18 protein-coding genes are annotated in these 15,617 nt (G+C 57.0%); 15 read left to right on the forward strand and 3 right to left on the reverse strand.

Going from position 1 to position 15,617, the window contains the following annotated elements; genetic code table 11:
- Positions 1-150: 150 nt before the first annotated feature.
- Complete coding sequence (crp, locus tag ACW81B_RS11600; RefSeq protein ID WP_491580402.1) at positions 151-789, reverse strand: cAMP-activated global transcriptional regulator CRP; 639 nt, start codon at positions 787-789, stop codon at positions 151-153.
- A gap of 175 nt (positions 790-964) precedes the next feature.
- Between crp and ACW81B_RS11605 the strand changes: the two genes are divergently transcribed.
- From ACW81B_RS11605 to ACW81B_RS11625, 5 genes are all read left to right on the forward strand, one after another.
- Positions 965-1,381 (forward strand): OsmC family protein, encoded by a 417-nt coding sequence (locus ACW81B_RS11605; protein WP_491580386.1) that lies wholly within the window; start codon positions 965-967, stop codon positions 1,379-1,381.
- 1 nt (position 1,382) lies between these two features.
- Positions 1,383-1,778 (forward strand): VOC family protein, encoded by a 396-nt coding sequence (locus tag ACW81B_RS11610; RefSeq protein ID WP_491580387.1) that lies wholly within the window; start codon positions 1,383-1,385, stop codon positions 1,776-1,778.
- A 10-nt stretch (positions 1,779-1,788) separates the two neighbouring features.
- Positions 1,789-2,598, forward strand: a complete 810-nt coding sequence (gene speD, locus ACW81B_RS11615) for an adenosylmethionine decarboxylase (protein ID WP_491580388.1) — start codon at positions 1,789-1,791, stop codon at positions 2,596-2,598.
- A gap of 68 nt (positions 2,599-2,666) precedes the next feature.
- Positions 2,667-3,311: a 2-polyprenyl-3-methyl-6-methoxy-1,4-benzoquinone monooxygenase gene (coq7, locus tag ACW81B_RS11620; RefSeq protein WP_491580389.1), complete on the forward strand. Its 645-nt coding sequence runs from the start codon at positions 2,667-2,669 to the stop codon at positions 3,309-3,311.
- Between the two features lie 11 nt (positions 3,312-3,322).
- Positions 3,323-3,850, forward strand: coding sequence for a gamma carbonic anhydrase family protein (locus ACW81B_RS11625; protein ID WP_491580390.1), 528 nt, complete (start codon positions 3,323-3,325; stop codon positions 3,848-3,850).
- Positions 3,851-3,859: 9 nt separating this feature from the next.
- On the opposite strand, the gene rho is transcribed toward ACW81B_RS11625, so the two are convergent.
- Positions 3,860-5,113: a transcription termination factor Rho gene (rho, locus tag ACW81B_RS11630; RefSeq protein WP_491580391.1), complete on the reverse strand. Its 1,254-nt coding sequence runs from the start codon at positions 5,111-5,113 to the stop codon at positions 3,860-3,862.
- A gap of 161 nt (positions 5,114-5,274) precedes the next feature.
- Positions 5,275-5,601, reverse strand: a complete 327-nt coding sequence (gene trxA / locus ACW81B_RS11635; RefSeq protein ID WP_491580392.1) for a thioredoxin TrxA — start codon at positions 5,599-5,601, stop codon at positions 5,275-5,277.
- A gap of 233 nt (positions 5,602-5,834) precedes the next feature.
- Here trxA and rhlB point away from each other — a divergent pair, with 233 nt between their 5' ends.
- From rhlB to ACW81B_RS11685, 10 genes are all read left to right on the forward strand, one after another.
- Complete coding sequence (rhlB, locus tag ACW81B_RS11640) at positions 5,835-7,127, forward strand: ATP-dependent RNA helicase RhlB (protein ID WP_491580393.1); 1,293 nt, start codon at positions 5,835-5,837, stop codon at positions 7,125-7,127.
- A gap of 255 nt (positions 7,128-7,382) precedes the next feature.
- Positions 7,383-8,201: a type II secretion system protein GspC gene (gene gspC / locus ACW81B_RS11645; RefSeq protein WP_491580394.1), complete on the forward strand. Its 819-nt coding sequence runs from the start codon at positions 7,383-7,385 to the stop codon at positions 8,199-8,201.
- 16 nt (positions 8,202-8,217) lie between these two features.
- Positions 8,218-10,236 (forward strand): type II secretion system secretin GspD, encoded by a 2,019-nt coding sequence (gene gspD / locus ACW81B_RS11650; protein WP_491580395.1) that lies wholly within the window; start codon positions 8,218-8,220, stop codon positions 10,234-10,236.
- Positions 10,229-11,758, forward strand: coding sequence for a type II secretion system ATPase GspE (gene gspE, locus ACW81B_RS11655; RefSeq protein ID WP_491580396.1), 1,530 nt, complete (start codon positions 10,229-10,231; stop codon positions 11,756-11,758). Before gspD ends, gspE begins: the two co-directional genes overlap by 8 nt.
- Positions 11,759-11,772: 14 nt before the next feature.
- Positions 11,773-12,996 (forward strand): type II secretion system inner membrane protein GspF, encoded by a 1,224-nt coding sequence (gene gspF, locus ACW81B_RS11660; protein ID WP_491580397.1) that lies wholly within the window; start codon positions 11,773-11,775, stop codon positions 12,994-12,996.
- A gap of 94 nt (positions 12,997-13,090) precedes the next feature.
- Positions 13,091-13,495, forward strand: coding sequence for a DUF7793 family protein (locus tag ACW81B_RS11665; protein ID WP_491580398.1), 405 nt, complete (start codon positions 13,091-13,093; stop codon positions 13,493-13,495).
- Positions 13,479-14,102: a uracil-DNA glycosylase family protein gene (locus ACW81B_RS11670; protein WP_491580399.1), complete on the forward strand. Its 624-nt coding sequence runs from the start codon at positions 13,479-13,481 to the stop codon at positions 14,100-14,102. Before ACW81B_RS11665 ends, ACW81B_RS11670 begins: the two co-directional genes overlap by 17 nt.
- A gap of 62 nt (positions 14,103-14,164) precedes the next feature.
- Positions 14,165-14,431: a YbeD family protein gene (locus ACW81B_RS11675; protein ID WP_491580400.1), complete on the forward strand. Its 267-nt coding sequence runs from the start codon at positions 14,165-14,167 to the stop codon at positions 14,429-14,431.
- 12 nt (positions 14,432-14,443) lie between these two features.
- Positions 14,444-15,127, forward strand: a complete 684-nt coding sequence (gene lipB, locus ACW81B_RS11680; RefSeq protein WP_491580403.1) for a lipoyl(octanoyl) transferase LipB — start codon at positions 14,444-14,446, stop codon at positions 15,125-15,127.
- 20 nt (positions 15,128-15,147) lie between these two features.
- Positions 15,148-15,617: lipoyl synthase (locus tag ACW81B_RS11685; RefSeq protein ID WP_491580401.1), on the forward strand; the 470-nt coding region annotated here is incomplete at its 3' end.

A 15,617-nucleotide genomic window follows, 5' to 3' on the forward strand; every position in this document is an offset into this window, starting at 1 on the left:
AGCTCTTCTTCTGACAGGAACCTTTCGTAGTAGCTGAATAGTAGGTTTGGGGTCATAGGTTTGGGGTCAGAGTAAAAACCACTTTGTCCATATATCGTTAACCACAAGTTTTTACTCTGACCCCAAATATACAGAATGAGGGGTAAGGGGCTAACGCGCGCCGAACACCACCATGGTCTTGCCCTTGGCCGTAATCAGCCCCTGCTCCTCAAGCGACTTCAGCACCCGCCCCACCATCTCGCGCGAACAGCCGACAATACGCCCGATTTCCTGGCGGGTGATCTTGATCTGCATGCCGTCCGGGTGGGTCATCGCGTCCGGCTGTTTGCACAGGTCCAGCAGTGTACGTGCGACGCGGCCGGTGACATCCAGGAACGCCAAGTCGCTGACCTTGCGGCTGGTGTGGCGCAGCCGGCTGGCCATCTGTCCGGCCAGCATGTACAGGATGCCGGGATCGTTTTCGGTCAGCTGGCGGTAGCGGCTGTAGCTGATTTCGGCCAGTTCGCACTGGGTTTTGGTCCGCACCCAGGCGCTGCGGTCGCTGTCTTCGCCGAACAGGCCCATTTCCCCGAAGAAATCACCGGGATTCAGGTAGGCGAGCACGATTTCGTGGCCGTCTTCGTCCTCGATCAGCACGCTGACCGAGCCCTCGACGATGTAGTAGAGCACATCCGGCTGGTCGCCTGCGTAGATGATGACGCTCTTGGCCGGGTAGCGGCGACGGTGACAATTCTCCAGAAACCGGTCAACGGTGGTGGTTTCAGCGGGTTTCAACAGTGTCTGGATCATAGGGTTACCTTTCATTGGCGGGCGAAATTCCGCCGTCCTGTTCGGGAGTGGGTCGAATACAACCTGTTTCGGCAGGAGGGGTGCCGGCCTTGAACACTATGCCGTCCCGCCGGGCAGCGTATCTGCTGAACTGTGATAACCTTCACGTTTTGAAAGTTTTGCGAGGATTTTCGCCATGCAGGCACGCATCAAATGGGTTCAGGACGCGACGTTTATCGGCGAGTCCGGCAGTGGACACGCGGTGGTCATGGACGGCCCGCCGGAGCACGGCGGACGTAACCTGGGCGTGCGCCCGATGGAAATGCTGTTGCTGGGCATGGGGGGGTGCACGGCCTTCGATGTGGTGCATATCCTGAACAAGTCGCGTCAGCCCGTTACTGACTGCGTGGCCGAGCTGGAAGCCGAACGAACTGAAGAAGACCCCAGGGTGTTCAGCGCCATCCACGTGCATTTCATCGTGACCGGCAAGGGGCTGGACGACAAGCGTGTTGCACGCGCCGTATCACTGTCGGCGGAGAAATACTGTTCGGCATCGATTATGCTGGGCAAGACAGCGACCATTACTCACGACTACGAAATCCGGGAGGCCTGATATGGAGCGGCCAAACCCGACGGCGGGCATGCGGCATATTGCCTTGTATGCGCGCGACCTCGAAGCGGCGGAGCAGTTCTATGTCGACCTGCTGGGCATGCAGGTGGAATGGAGGCCTGACCCTGACAATGTATATCTCACCTCCGGCAATGATAATCTCGCGTTGCACCGCAGCGTGACTGTACCGGCAGAACAGGGCCAGTTACTGGACCATATCGGTTTTATTCTGAAGACGCCGGATGATGTGGATGACTGGTACCGCTTTCTGCTGGACAATGGTGTCGAGATGAAATCGCAGCCACGCACACACCGTGACGGCGCACGCAGTTTTTATTGCGTTGGCCCGGAGCAGGTTATTGTGCAAATGATGTATCACCCGCCCATTGCTGACCGTTAGGTGAATATCCATGCCTGGCCGTGCCATGAAGAAAATCAGGTTGCAGGGTTTCAATAATCTCACCAAGACTCTCAGCTTCAATATCTACGATATTTGCTATACCAGTTCAGCGGCTGACCGCCGTGAATATATTGAATACATCGACGAGGCATACAATGCCGAGCGTCTGACGCATATCCTGACGGACGTGTGTAATATCATCGATGCAACTATCCTTAATATTGCGCACCAGAACTATGACCCGGAAGGCGCCAGCGTCACTATGCTGATTGCTGAAGACCCTGTCAGGGAGCCGGATGTTTCCAATACGGCGTCACCGGGGCCTTTGCCGGACGCTGTTGTCGCGCATCTCGACAAAAGCCACGTTACCGTGCATACCTATCCCGAGAGCCATCCAGACAACGGTATCAGTACCTTCAGGGTGGATATCGATGTATCGACCTGTGGGCGCATCTCGCCACTCAAGGCATTGAACTACCTGATACACAGTTTCGAGTCGGACATTGTTACGCTGGATTACCGGGTGCGGGGTTTCACCCGCGATGTGCGTGGTCGCAAGCACTTTATCGATCACAAGATCAATTCCATCCAGAATTTCCTGTCACGTGACACCAAACAGCGTTACGAGATGGTCGATGTGAATGTGTACCAGGAAAATATTTTCCATACCCGGATGCGGCTGAAAAACCTGGCGCTCGATGATTACCTGTTTGGTGTGGGTGTCGAGGCCATGACGGCGGTGGAAAAGCGCCGGGTCAGCCGCCAGGTCGAGCACGAAATCATGGAGATTTTTTACGGGCGCAATATGCCCAGGCAGTGACTGCCGGTCCTCTGCCTTATGGGTGTGCCTGTGTTGAATCTGCCGGGTAAATCACCGACACTGTTGCTATGACAACACGACACTACACATCGCTCGACCGTCTGGTAATGAACCTTGACCAGGCGGTGCGCACATTGGCGGGTCGCCCGCTGGTCACCGAACGCCCCGATCCCGCCGATGGTATCGGGGAAGCGGAACTCGTAGACACGGAGAAAACCGAATCCATGCGCCTGATGCGGGTGAACCACGCCGGTGAAGTTGCCGCGCAGGCGCTCTACCAGGGGCAGGCACTGACGGCGAAATTGCCCGAGGTGCGCGAGCGTATGGAACGTGCCGCTGCCGAGGAGAATGACCATCTCGACTGGTGCGAGAAGCGTGTGCATGCGCTGGACGGACACCTGAGTTATCTCAACCCGCTCTGGTACGCCGGTTCATTCGCCATTGGCGCCAGTGCCGGGCTGGCCGGCGACAAGTGGAGCCTCGGTTTTGTCGCGGAAACCGAGCGCCAGGTCATTGAACACCTGGATGAACACCTGAAGAAAATATCACCCAAAGACCTGAAGAGCCGTGCCGTGCTGGAACAGATGAAAATTGACGAAGCGCACCATGGTGAACTGGCGAAAGCAGCCGGTGGTGTCGACCTGCCTGCGCCGGTGAAAGCGCTGATGGGCGTTACGTCCAGAATAATGACCGGTGTGGCTTACTGGTTGTAACGGAGATCCCTGTGTCGGTTCGAACCTTTGATGGTCATAGTCCGAAACTGGAGCCCGGCGTCTATATCGATGAGCAGGCGATGGTGGCGGGACGCGTCGAGATTGGCGCGGACAGTTCAATCTGGCCCATGAGCGTGGTACGTGGCGATATAAACTTTATTCTCATCGGTGCGCGTACCAATATCCAGGACGGTTCCGTGTTGCATGTTACCCACGACAGCGATTACGCGCCGGGTGGTCAGCCGCTGATTATTGGTGACGAAGTGACGGTCGGGCACAAGGTTGTACTGCATGCCTGTACCGTGGAAGACCGCTGCCTGATCGGTATGGGTGCCGTGGTACTGGATGGCGCGGTGATTCGTGCCGGTGCCATGGTGGGGGCGGGCGCACTGGTTACACCGGGCAAGGAGCTGGAAGGCGGTTACCTGTACGTGGGCTCACCGGCACGCCGCCAGCGTGAGCTGACGGAAAAGGAAAAGGTGTTTCTGGGGTATTCAGCCGATCACTACGTGCGGTTGAAGAATCGCTGGATGGATTAAATGCCCAGGCTAGCGCTTCATCGAGTCAAAGAACTCATCATTGGTCTTGACCGCTTTCAGGCGGTCGAGCAGGAACTCCATTGCGGCCAGTTCATCCATTGGATGAAGCAGTTTGCGCAGGATCCATATCTTCTGTAATTCGTCCGGCCTGGTCAGCAATTCTTCGCGACGTGTACCGGAACGGTTGATATTGATGGCCGGGTAGACACGCTTCTCGGCAATCTTGCGGTCGAGGTGGATTTCCATGTTGCCGGTGCCCTTGAATTCCTCGTAGATCACATCATCCATACGCGAGCCGGTTTCCACCAGGGCGGTTGCGATGATGGTCAGTGAGCCACCTTCCTCAATGTTACGTGCCGCACCGAAGAACCGTTTTGGCCTGTGCAGGGCGTTGGCATCGACACCGCCGGTCAGAACCTTGCCGGAAGACGGTACAACCGTGTTGTAGGCGCGTCCCAGTCGGGTGATGGAATCCAGCAGGATGACCACGTCACGCTTGTGTTCGACCAGTCGCTTGGCTTTCTCGATCACCATTTCCGCGACCTGTACGTGGCGGCTGGCCGGTTCGTCGAATGTGGAAGACACGACTTCGCCGCGTACCGAGCGCGCCATTTCCGTCACTTCTTCCGGGCGCTCGTCGATCAGTAATACGATCATGTAGCACTCGGGATGATTGGTTGTGATGGACTGTGCAATGTTCTGCAGCAACATGGTTTTGCCGGCTTTCGGTGGCGAGACGATCAAGCCGCGCTGGCCCTTGCCGATGGGGGCGGCCAGGTCGATGACGCGCGCGGTAATGTCTTCCGTGCTGCCGTTGCCCAACTCCAGTTTCAGACGCTTGTTCGGGTGCAGTGGTGTGAGGTTTTCGAACAGTACCTTGCCCTTGGCGTTCTCGGGCTTCTCGTAGTTGATTTCGTTGACTTTCAGCAGCGCGAAATAACGCTCACCTTCTTTCGGTGGCCGGATTTTCCCGGATACCGTGTCGCCGGTACGCAGACCAAAGCGGCGAATCTGGCTGGGGGAAACATAAATATCGTCCGGGCCGGCGAGGTAGGAACTGTCCGCCGAACGCAGGAAGCCGAAACCGTCCTGGAGTATTTCCAGTACACCATCACCAAAGATATCCTCCCCGCTCTTGGCGTGCGATTTGAGGATCGAGAAGATGACGTCCTGTTTGCGTGAACGCGTGCCCTCGATGCCCATGCCCTGGGCAATCTTGATGAGTTCGGAAGCAGGTTTTTGTTTGAGTTCTGTTAGATTCATAAGCATTTTTAGTCGTGTCAGGTTGCAGAAAAGGCGCCGCTGAAAGAAAGGCAGTGGCGGTTAGCGGCACATTACTGTTGCAGTAATGTTGTCGGGGTGGTTCAAGCCCTGGTCGGTAATAATCTCCGGTACGGTTTACTGCGCTGCGGTTCAGCAGGGCGCTACAGGTTTGTATCAATAAAAGCAGTCAGCTGTGATTTTGACAGTGCGCCGACCTTGGTTGCTTCGACATTGCCGTCCTTGAACAACATCAGGGTCGGAATGCCACGGATGCCGTATTTGGGGGGCGTCTGTGGATTGTCGTCGATGTTCAGTTTGGCGATCTTGATCTTGCCTTCGTACTCTTCGGCAATTTCAGTCAGGATGGGTGCAATCATCTTGCAGGGTCCGCACCATTCAGCCCAGTAATCCACTAATACAGGTCTGGGTGAATCAAGGACTTCGTTTTGAAAAGATTCGTCGGTTAAATAAACGATATTATCGCTCACGCTTTGGGCCTCCTGACCACGATACTAACAATCGGAAAATAGAACGGAGTGTCGAATTTGAATGGGTCTGTTTCAGACGTCTTCGCTGCGGTGCGGGAAAGTGCCAGTCCACGGGTTCAGGTAGTTAAAGCTGACGAGCCGCTGTGCAGTTGGGGCAATTTCAGCCCAAAAAGCGTTTGATTGCAAGTCTAAATCCGGGATAAACGCGAATAAATTCGTTATGCTCCACCACTATGACTGAAAATCACTTAAGCGAAATCCTGTTCAGCAGCTTTGATCTGCCTGAGAAACTTGCACAAGGCATTGAGGATGCGGGCTTTTTGGCATGCACCCCGATACAGGAAAAAACCTTGCCACTGACCTTGAAGGGCCAGGATGTTGCTGGCCAGGCGCAAACCGGAACCGGCAAGACGGCGGCATTCCTGATTGCAACGTTCAATCACCTGTTAGCGAATCCTGCGCCGGAAGGCCGTAAACCGACGCAGGCACGCGCGCTTATCCTGGCACCGACGCGTGAACTGGCGATACAGATTCACCGTGATGCCATGGCGCTGGGGCAACACACAGGCCTGCGGCTCGGTATTGCCTACGGCGGAACGGATTACGATATCCAGCGCAAGTATATTTCCGAAGGTGTCGATGTGCTGATTGGTACACCGGGCCGTATCATCGACTATTTCAAACAGCATGTATTTGACCTTTCAAAGGCACAGGTTGTTGTGCTGGATGAGGCTGATCGCATGTTCGATCTGGGCTTTATCAAGGATGTGCGTTACCTGTTGCGGCGTTGCCCGCCACCTGATAAACGGCTCGGTCTGTTGTTTTCCGCCACCCTGTCACATCGCGTGAATGAACTGGCGTATGAACACATGAACAGTCCGCAGCTGGTTCAGGTTGAATCCGAACAGGTGACGGCCGAGCGGGTAAGGCAGGTGCTGTATCACACGGCCAATGACGAGAAGATCCCGCTGTTGCTGGGCCTGATGAAACGTATCGACGCCACACGCTCCATTGTCTTCGTGAACACAAAACGCGACGCCGAAAAGGTGTGGAGTTATCTTGAGGGCAATGGTCACAAGGCCGCCATACTGTCCGGTGATGTGCCGCAGAAAAAGCGCCAGACACTATTGAAGAAATTCCAGGACGGCGAGCTGGCAGTACTGGTGGCAACCGACGTGGCGGCGCGCGGGCTGCATATTCCCGATGTGAGTCATGTATTCAACTATGACCTGCCGCAGGAAGCGGAAGATTATGTACATCGCATCGGTCGAACGGCCAGGCTGGGTGCAGACGGCGACGCCATCAGCTTTGCCTGTGAGCGTTTCGTGTATTCCCTGCCTGATATCGAGGCCTATATCGAACACAGTATCCCGGTCGAACAAGTGACGGACGATATGCTGGCGACCCCCTTGCCGCCGGTAAAACGACCGCAACGAAAGCCCCTGCCCGGGCGCGGTCAACGGGGCGGGCGTGATGGTCGTGGATCATCCGGAAGGAGCGGCGGTCGGCGGCGTTCTGCTTCCTGAACACGGTGCGGAGGTTGTAGTATTGAACTGGATTGCGGTTATTTATGTCGAAAATGGGCTAGAATCAGAAACTCCGAGAAAATTAAGACATTAGCAACGATCGTTTAAGTTCTTTACCATCTGGCCGCGGTTAATTGTTCAGGGATATTGTGAAGCTATAAACCCATGGTAAGTCTTGCACTTCCACAACACGTGTTTCGGCACCCGTTTCGCGCGGGCCATATTTCTCTGTTTGTAAATATTATCAATGGGTTATTGATAGTCTGGCTGGCCTGGCAGCTCGCGGGACTGAGCTGGTTACTGCTGCCGTCACCGTCGTTTGAGCACGCTGTGGCGGTGGCCCCCGATCTTCAGCCGGTACAGCGGAAATCGAGCGCTTTTAATGAGAAGGAGCTGGCTGGCTGGCACCTGTTCGGCGAAGCCGGGCAGACCACGACGAAAAAAGTCGTACCGCTCAGCGCGCCGGAAACACGGCTCAGATTGACCCTGAAGGGTGTATTCGCGAGTAATGAAGCATCCTCCGGCTGGGCGATTATTGCCGACCCGAAAGGCAAGGAAGATACCTACGGGATCGGAGACCCCCTGCCAGGTGGTGCAAAACTATCCGAGATCTATCCAGACCGGATCATTCTTGAGCGCAACGGGCGCTTCGAAACGTTAAAGCTGCCCAGGAAGCGTAATAAATCAGGCGTACAATCGGTCAGCCACCGTGCTGCGACACGCTCTGGCAGCAGCAGTGACAGGTCGCGGGCATCGGCATTCAACAAGTACCGCAACGAAATCAAACAGAACCCGGCGTCGTTCCTGAACTATGTGCGTGCGACACCGGCGCGGCAGAACGGCAAATTTGTCGGTTTCCGCCTGCAGCCAGGTAAACAGCGCGGTGCACTCAGGGAGCTGGGGTTGAAGCCGGGTGATATCGTGACCTCGATCAATGGCGTGAAGATCGATGCTCCAGCGAAAGGCATGAAAGCCATGCAGGCGCTGGGGAAAGGTGATTCCGTAGATGTCACCCTGTTGCGCGGTGGCCAGGAAATATCACTTAATTTGACCTTGCCGGCATCGGTCCGGTAGCAGGAGCAGAAACCTAGTGGATCGGCTGACAATCAGAAAAAAAGGATGGCGTAATGTCGTGCTGGCACTGTGCCTGTTAGGTGTGGCGCCGTTATTTGCACAGACCATCACGCTCAATCTCAAGGGCGCCGATATCAATGCGCTGATCGCTACTGTCGCGGAAGTGACCGGAAAGAACTTTATCGTTGATCCGCGCGTCAAGGGCAAGGTGACAGTGATTTCCTCGCGTGCGATGGACAGCGATGAGGTTTACCAGGTGTTTCTTTCCATCCTTAAAGTGCACGGGTTTGCCGCGGTTCCGAGCGGGCAGGTGATCAAGATCGTGCCTGATGTCAGTGCCAAGCAGGACAGTATCCCGAATGCGACTGACAGCGCACCGGGGCGTGGTGATGAAATGGTGACACGAGTGATCCAGGTGGATAATGTGGCCTCGGCACAGCTGGTGCCGATATTGCGCCCACTGGTCCCGCAGCAGGGACACCTGGCGGCCTATCCGACCACCAATGTGCTGATTATTTCAGACCGCGCCGAAAATGTTGCACGGCTGGTCAACATCATTCGACGTATCGACAAGGTCAGCGACAGCGAAATCGAGGTTATCCGTCTGGAATATGCTTCGGCCACGGAAGTGGTGCGGGTGCTGAATGCGATCAGTCGCAGCGGGCCGGGTCAGGCCAAGGGCGCGCAGACTTCTGCCCGGACCCTGGTGGCGGATGAGCGTACCAACAGTGTATTGCTGGGCGGGGATCGCTCCAGTCGCCTGCGGTTGCGCGCTATTATTTCTCACCTGGATACACCGCTGGAACGCGGTGGGAATACCAAGGTGATTTACCTGAAGTACGCCAAGGCGGCTGACCTTGTTGAGACACTGCGTGGTGTCGGCAAGGTTCAGGGGGTGAAGGTAAAAGGCAAGCCTGCCACCCCTGCCAGTCTTGACAAGGAGCTGGATATTCAGGCGGACGAGGCAACCAATGCACTGGTTATCACGGCTCCACCGGCGCTGATGCGTTCACTGGAAGCGGTGATCCGGCAACTGGATATCCGCCGCTCACAGGTACTGGTCGATGCGATCATTGCGGAAGTGAGCGAGAAGAAGGCGCGTGAGCTGGGTGTGCAATGGGCATTCGATGGCACCGGCAGTACAGGTACGCCGGTTGGCGGGAGCAATTTTGATAACACCGGCGGTATTCCTGCAACGGCGATCATTAACGGGATTGCCACGGGTACTGTGCCGGGAGTTTCGGCGGGACTGATCCTCGGTGGTGGCAATGTGACTGATGGTGGGCAGCTCAAGTGGGGCGCCGTCCTGCAGGCGCTGGCGGCGGACACCGACACCAACATCCTGTCAACCCCGTCGATCACGACACTGGACAACGAAGAGGCGGAAATTGTCGTCGGTCAGAATGTGCCTTTTGTGACGGGTTCATTTTCGAATACTGCCGGTGCCAGTGCGGGTAATACCGTCAATCCCTTCCAGACCATACAGCGCCAGGATGTGGGTATCACGCTCAAGGTCAAGCCCCAGATCAATGAGGGTGATGCCATTATGATGGAAATCGAGCAGGAAATTTCATCGATATCCCAGAGTGCCGCCGCCAGCGACATCATCACCGACAAGCGTTCCATAAAGACCAAGGTACTGATTCAGGATGGCCAGGTTATTGTGCTGGGTGGCCTGATCGAGGACCGGGTGACGGAAACCGAACAGAAAGTGCCGCTGCTTGGTGACCTGCCCATACTGGGTGCCTTGTTCCGTTCGACGGGGACCAACCATGACAAGGCCAACCTGATGGTCTTCATCCGCCCCGTGATACTGCGTACCGGGAATGATTCTGATCGCTACACGGCGGGTAAATACAACCTGCTGCGTGCCCGCCAGTTCCAGCTGCACGGCGACAAGGTACCGTTGATCCCGGGTGCGCGTATGCCGCGGTTACCGGAATACAACGAGCTGCTGGAGTTGCCACCACCGTTTGAGCGTCCTGGTGGCGACAAGCCGGCTGCCGATGCAAATGCCCCGGACCAAGATGGCTGAGACGGATATCGTAACGACGAGCACAGAAGCAGCGGAAGTCGCGGATAGCCCGCACGGCCGTCGGCCGGGTTTTGGTTTTGCCAAACGCCACGGTGTGCTGGTGTCAGGGTTGGCGGAAGATCATGCCGACGTCATGTTGCGCCCCGGTGTTGATCCACAGGCACTGATCGAGGTACGCCGGTTGGTCGGCTGCCCGCTGCGCCTGCAGGAAATCAGCGAACAACAGTTTGATGCCCTGCTCGCTTCTTCCTACGAGCAGGGATCCAACGAAGCCATGCAGATGATGGAGGATCTGGGCGATGACCTGGATCTGTTTACGGTTGCCCAGGCCTTGCCGGAAACCGAGGACCTGCTGGAAAGTGAGGATGACGCACCGATCATCCGCCTGATCAATGCATTGTTGACCGAGGCGGTAAAGGAAAATGCCTCTGATATCCATATCGAACCGTTCGAGAACCGGTTAGTCGTACGTTTCCGTGTCGACGGAGTGTTGCGGGAAGTCCTGCAGCCGCAGCGTGTGCTGGCTCCCTTACTGGTGTCGCGCATCAAGGTCATGGCAAAGCTCGATATCGCGGAAAAACGCTTGCCACAGGATGGTCGTATTTCCCTGCGGGTGGCGGGCCGTGCTGTCGATGTCCGCGTTTCCACCCTGCCATCCGGTCACGGTGAGCGTGTTGTGCTGCGTTTGCTCGACAAGCAGGCCGGACGCCTGGATCTGACCCACCTGGGTATGGCCGAAGATGCGCGGGGAGTGATGGATAAGTTGATCCGTCGTCCTCACGGTATCGTGCTGGTTACCGGTCCAACCGGTTCCGGCAAGACCACCACACTGTATGCCGCACTGGAGCGTCTGAATGATAACCGCCGCAACATCATGACGGTGGAAGACCCGATCGAATACTATCTTGACGGCATTGGCCAGACGCAGGTCAACACCAAGGTAGAGATGAGTTTTGCACGCGGTCTGCGCGCCATTCTGCGTCAGGATCCCGATGTCGTTATGGTGGGTGAAATTCGTGACCTGGAAACGGCGGAGATTGCGGTACAGGCCAGTCTTACCGGCCACCTGGTATTTTCCACCCTGCATACCAACAGTGCTGTTGGTGCAGTGACACGCCTGCGCGATATGGGTGTCGAGCCCTTCCTGCTGTCATCCAGCCTGATTGGTGTACTGGCCCAGCGGCTGGTGCGCGTGCTGTGTGGCAGCTGCAAGGCGTCCTATACCGCCTCGGCAACCGACTGCGAGTTGATCGGTGTGGACGCGGAGAACCCGCCAACGCTTTATCGCCCCACGGGCTGTTCGGAGTGTAATCACCTTGGCTATCGGGGAAGAACCGGTATCTATGAGCTGATTGACATTGACGATGACATCCGCACTGCCATACACGATGGCGCCGGCGAGCAGGAGCTGGAGAAACTGGCGCGTCGTCATTCTCCCGGCATGCGTGAAGATGGCTGGCGGCGTGTGCTGGCGGGGACCACTTCGGTCGAGGAAGTCCTGCGCGTCAGCCGCGAAGGCTGAGCGGATAATACCCCATGGGTGCATTTGAATACATCGCGCTGGATAGCGGCGGCAAGGAAAAGAAAGGCGTCCTGGAAGGTGATACGCCACGCCAGATACGCCAGCAGTTGCGAGATCAGGGGCTGACACCGCTGGAGGTTCATGAAGCCAGCCAGCGTGAAAGCAAATCAGCTTCCCGGCGTCCAGGTGGCGGTCTGCGGCGCGGCATCAGCGCAACCGACCTGTCACTGATTACCCGGCAACTGGCGACACTGGTGAAATCCGGCCTGCCGCTGGAAGAAGCACTGCAGGCCGCTGCCCAGCAGAACGAAAAGGCACGCCTGAAGAGTATGTTGCTGGCGGTGCGCGCACGGGTAATGGAAGGGCACACGCTGGCGACCGGGCTGGGCGATTTCCCCCACATTTTCCCCGAACTGTATCGCACCACAGTGTCAGCCGGTGAGCAGTCCGGGCACCTCGATGTGGTGCTGGAGCGTCTCGCCGACTACACTGAAAATCGCCAGCAGATGCAGCAGAAAATCCAGCTGGCACTGTTCTACCCGGCCATGCTGACACTGGTGGCGGTATTCGTTGTCATTGGTCTGATGACCTACGTGGTGCCGCAAGTGGTGCAGGTGTTTGAAAACATCGGTCAGGATCTGCCGCCACTGACGACCGGCCTGATTGCCGTCAGTGATTTTTTGCGCAGTTATGGCATTATCATGCTGCTGCTGATTGCAGCCGGGGTTGCAGCCTTCAACTGGATGCTGCGCAAGGAAGGCCCGAGGCGCCGTTTTCATGACGCCCTGCTCAAACTGCCCATCATCGGGCGTCTGGCTCGTGGTATAAATGCCGGACGCTTTGCACGCACTTTCAGTATTGTGACAGCCAGTGGCGTGCCGGTGCTGGATGGTATGCGCATTGCCGCCGAGGTCATGTCCAATCTGCCCATGCGCGAAGCTGTCGAGGATGCCACGCGCAAGGTAAGTGAAGGTGCCAGTATTTCGGCTGCACTGGACAGTAGCGGATATTTCCCGCCCATGACGGTGCACCTTATCGCCAGTGGCGAGTCCAGCGGCAAGCTGGAAGAAATGCTGGAGCGGGCTGCCATTAACCAGGAGCGCGAAATCGAAACCCTGATTTCTGCGGTCATGGGGCTTTTCGAGCCGATTCTGATTCTGCTCATGGGGGGGGTAGTGCTGGTGATTGTGCTGGCTATCCTGTTACCGATATTCAATCTGAATGAGCTTGTAGCCTGACCTCTTCGCTGGTGATCGTAGCGGAAGGATATGTGGGGTCAGCGCGTACTATGTGTATAGTGCCGTCTATCGGTCAGCGGATTCAGGGATAGTCATGCAGCCACTACCACGCATCTGGTTGGGCGACGATGCCATTATGCGCATCGAGTTCCCGCAGGATTATCAGCTTACGCTGACGGATCTCAGCGAGATGAACCGGCGGCACAGGGAAATCAGGGCTGAGCCTGGTCCGCTGCTGGTTTACGCCATGTCGGTTGCAGAAGCCGAGTACGAAGCGAAACAGTTTGCTTCAAGTGAAGCCGCTGTTGAAGTCGTCAATGCCATGGCCATTCTTGTTAAATCGGTTTTTACCCGCGCGCTGGCGGACATCTTCCTGAAATTCCAGAAGCCACCTTACCCGACCCGGATTTTCACCCGGGAAGCCGATGCGCTGGAATGGCTGGAGTCCTATTGCGACCGGTCGGGATCAGGCGGCAGTGAGTATGGAGAAAGTGCCTGACAACCGCGCGGCAGGGCAACGCCGGCTTGACCGGCTGCTGACCGAAGTACGCGCCTGCCGGGCCTGTGAAAGCGTGCTTCCGTTTGAGCCGCGCCCGGTGTTACAGGCCAGTACATCAGCTCGCCTGCTGATCGTCGGACAGGCGCCCGGCACCCGTGTGCACGAAACCGGCATTCCCTGGAATGATCCCAGTGGTGACCGGTTACGTCGCTGGTTGGACATGGATCGCGGGTTTTTCTACGATGAGTGCCATATTGCCATCATCCCCATGGGCTTCTGTTACCCGGGACGCGGAAAGTCAGGTGACCTGCCGCCCCGTTCAGAGTGTGCAGCGCTATGGCGGCAACGGCTGCTGGCCTGTTTGCCGAATATTGAGTTGACCTTGCTGGTAGGTCGTTACGCGCAGCAATATCACTTGCCAGTCGCGGGTCGCAGTGTGACCGAAACCGTGAGCCGCTGGCGCGAGTTCCTGCCCGCTATCCTGCCGACACCACACCCTTCACCCCGCAACCAATTGTGGTTGCGACGTAACCCCTGGTTCGAAGCAGAACTGGTGCCGGCGCTCCAGGGTCGGGTTCGTGAGATGTTCACCGAAATTTCACCCTGAATGGCACTATTCCCCACCAGCCAGCGGGGTAAAATGTCGGCACATGCCCTATTATGTGCGCCATGGAACAGAAACAGACATTGCTGGAATTCCCCTGTGACTTTCCCATCAAGGCAATGGGCAAGGCCACATCCGGCTTCGAGGCGCGGGCACTGGAAATTGTCCGTCGCCATGACACGGATTTTAAAGATGAAAATATGCGTATCGTGGCCAGCGGCAGGGGTAATTACCTGTCCGCAACCTTTGTGGTGCGTGCCACCAGCCAGGCGCAGCTGGACGCCCTGTACCGCGAGCTGAGTGCCTGCGAAGACATGTTGATGGTGCTCTAGGCTTCCGTCGTGATGGCACCGGTTTCAGTAACAGACCCGGCAGATGGACGTTCTGCGTCCAATGCTGGCTCGTCGATACACATTAGCCGCCTCGGTCTGTGCGATTATGAACCGGTGTGGCGGCAGATGCAGGCCCACACAGAAAACCGCAGCGGTTCGGCCGACGATGCGATCTGGCTGCTGGAACACCGGCCTGTGTTCACACTGGGAATGAACGGCAAGCCCGAACACCTGTTGGCGCCGGGCGACATCCCGGTGGTCGAGGTGGATCGTGGCGGCCAGGTGACCTACCACGGTCCCGGGCAACTGGTGGCCTATCTGATGCTTGACCTGCGGGCGCACAACCTTGGCATTCGTTGTCTGGTGGAATTGCTTGAGCAGTCCGTGATCGACTGGCTGGGCGTACAGGGCATTACGGCGCGTGCGCGTCGTGATGCACCGGGCGTATATGTGGATGGCGCCAAGATTGCCGCACTCGGTCTGCGTGTGCGACGGGGCTGCAGTTACCATGGGTTGAGTTTTAACGTGGACATGGACCTGGAACCCTTCTCGCGTATCAATCCCTGCGGTTATGCGGGGATGGAAGTGACACAATTGCGTGACCTTGGTGTTGGCGTCGATGTTGAAGGGGTAGCGCAGGACTGGCTGCCCGGTTTGCTGGCACGGCTTGAACTGGCTGCGCGGCAAAAATCCTGAACAAATAGAGTTGATTATTCATGTCTGAGCAACAGTCCAAACACCAGCGTGGTGAAGCCAAGACCTCGCGCATACCGATCAAGGTTGAAGTCACCGAGCGGCCGATGCGTAAACCGGCCTGGATCCGGGCCAGATCGCCGGCCGGGCCTGAAGTGCAACGTTTGAAAAAAGTATTGCGCGAACAACGCCTGTTTACGGTGTGCGAAGAGGCCTCCTGCCCGAATCTCGGCGAATGTTTTACCCATGGCACGGCGACCTTCATGATCATGGGCGATATTTGCACGCGACGCTGTCCGTTTTGCGATGTGGCGCACGGGCGCCCTGACCCGCTCGATCCCGAAGAGCCGCGCCACCTCGCAGAGACTATCGAAGCCATGGGGCTGCGTTACGTAGTAGTAACCTCGGTAGACCGCGACGACCTGCGTGACGGTGGCGCAGCGCATTTTGTGGACTGTATCCGATCTATTCGCGAACGCAATCCCGATACCCG

It is taken from the genome of Thiogranum sp. (assembly GCF_058323355.1).

Bases quoted from the DNA above. Each gene is read 5' to 3' on its own strand.
- speD (WP_491580388.1), top strand. From the start codon at position 1,789: ATGCCTGGCCGTGCCATGAAGAAAATCAGGTTGCAGGGTTTCAATAAT.
- gspE (WP_491580396.1), top strand. From the start codon at position 10,229: ATGGCTGAGACGGATATCGTAACGACGAGCACAGAAGCAGCGGAAGTC.
- ACW81B_RS11675 (WP_491580400.1), top strand. From the start codon at position 14,165: ATGGAACAGAAACAGACATTGCTGGAATTCCCCTGTGACTTTCCCATC.
- rho (WP_491580391.1), bottom strand. From the start codon at position 5,113: ATGAATCTAACAGAACTCAAACAAAAACCTGCTTCCGAACTCATCAAG.
- ACW81B_RS11665 (WP_491580398.1), top strand. From the start codon at position 13,091: ATGCAGCCACTACCACGCATCTGGTTGGGCGACGATGCCATTATGCGC.
- rhlB (WP_491580393.1), top strand. From the start codon at position 5,835: ATGACTGAAAATCACTTAAGCGAAATCCTGTTCAGCAGCTTTGATCTG.
- ACW81B_RS11610 (WP_491580387.1), top strand. From the start codon at position 1,383: ATGGAGCGGCCAAACCCGACGGCGGGCATGCGGCATATTGCCTTGTAT.
- crp (WP_491580402.1), bottom strand. From the start codon at position 789: ATGATCCAGACACTGTTGAAACCCGCTGAAACCACCACCGTTGACCGG.
- coq7 (WP_491580389.1), top strand. From the start codon at position 2,667: ATGACAACACGACACTACACATCGCTCGACCGTCTGGTAATGAACCTT.
- ACW81B_RS11670 (WP_491580399.1), top strand. From the start codon at position 13,479: ATGGAGAAAGTGCCTGACAACCGCGCGGCAGGGCAACGCCGGCTTGAC.
- gspF (WP_491580397.1), top strand. From the start codon at position 11,773: ATGGGTGCATTTGAATACATCGCGCTGGATAGCGGCGGCAAGGAAAAG.
- ACW81B_RS11605 (WP_491580386.1), top strand. From the start codon at position 965: ATGCAGGCACGCATCAAATGGGTTCAGGACGCGACGTTTATCGGCGAG.
- lipB (WP_491580403.1), top strand. From the start codon at position 14,444: ATGGCACCGGTTTCAGTAACAGACCCGGCAGATGGACGTTCTGCGTCC.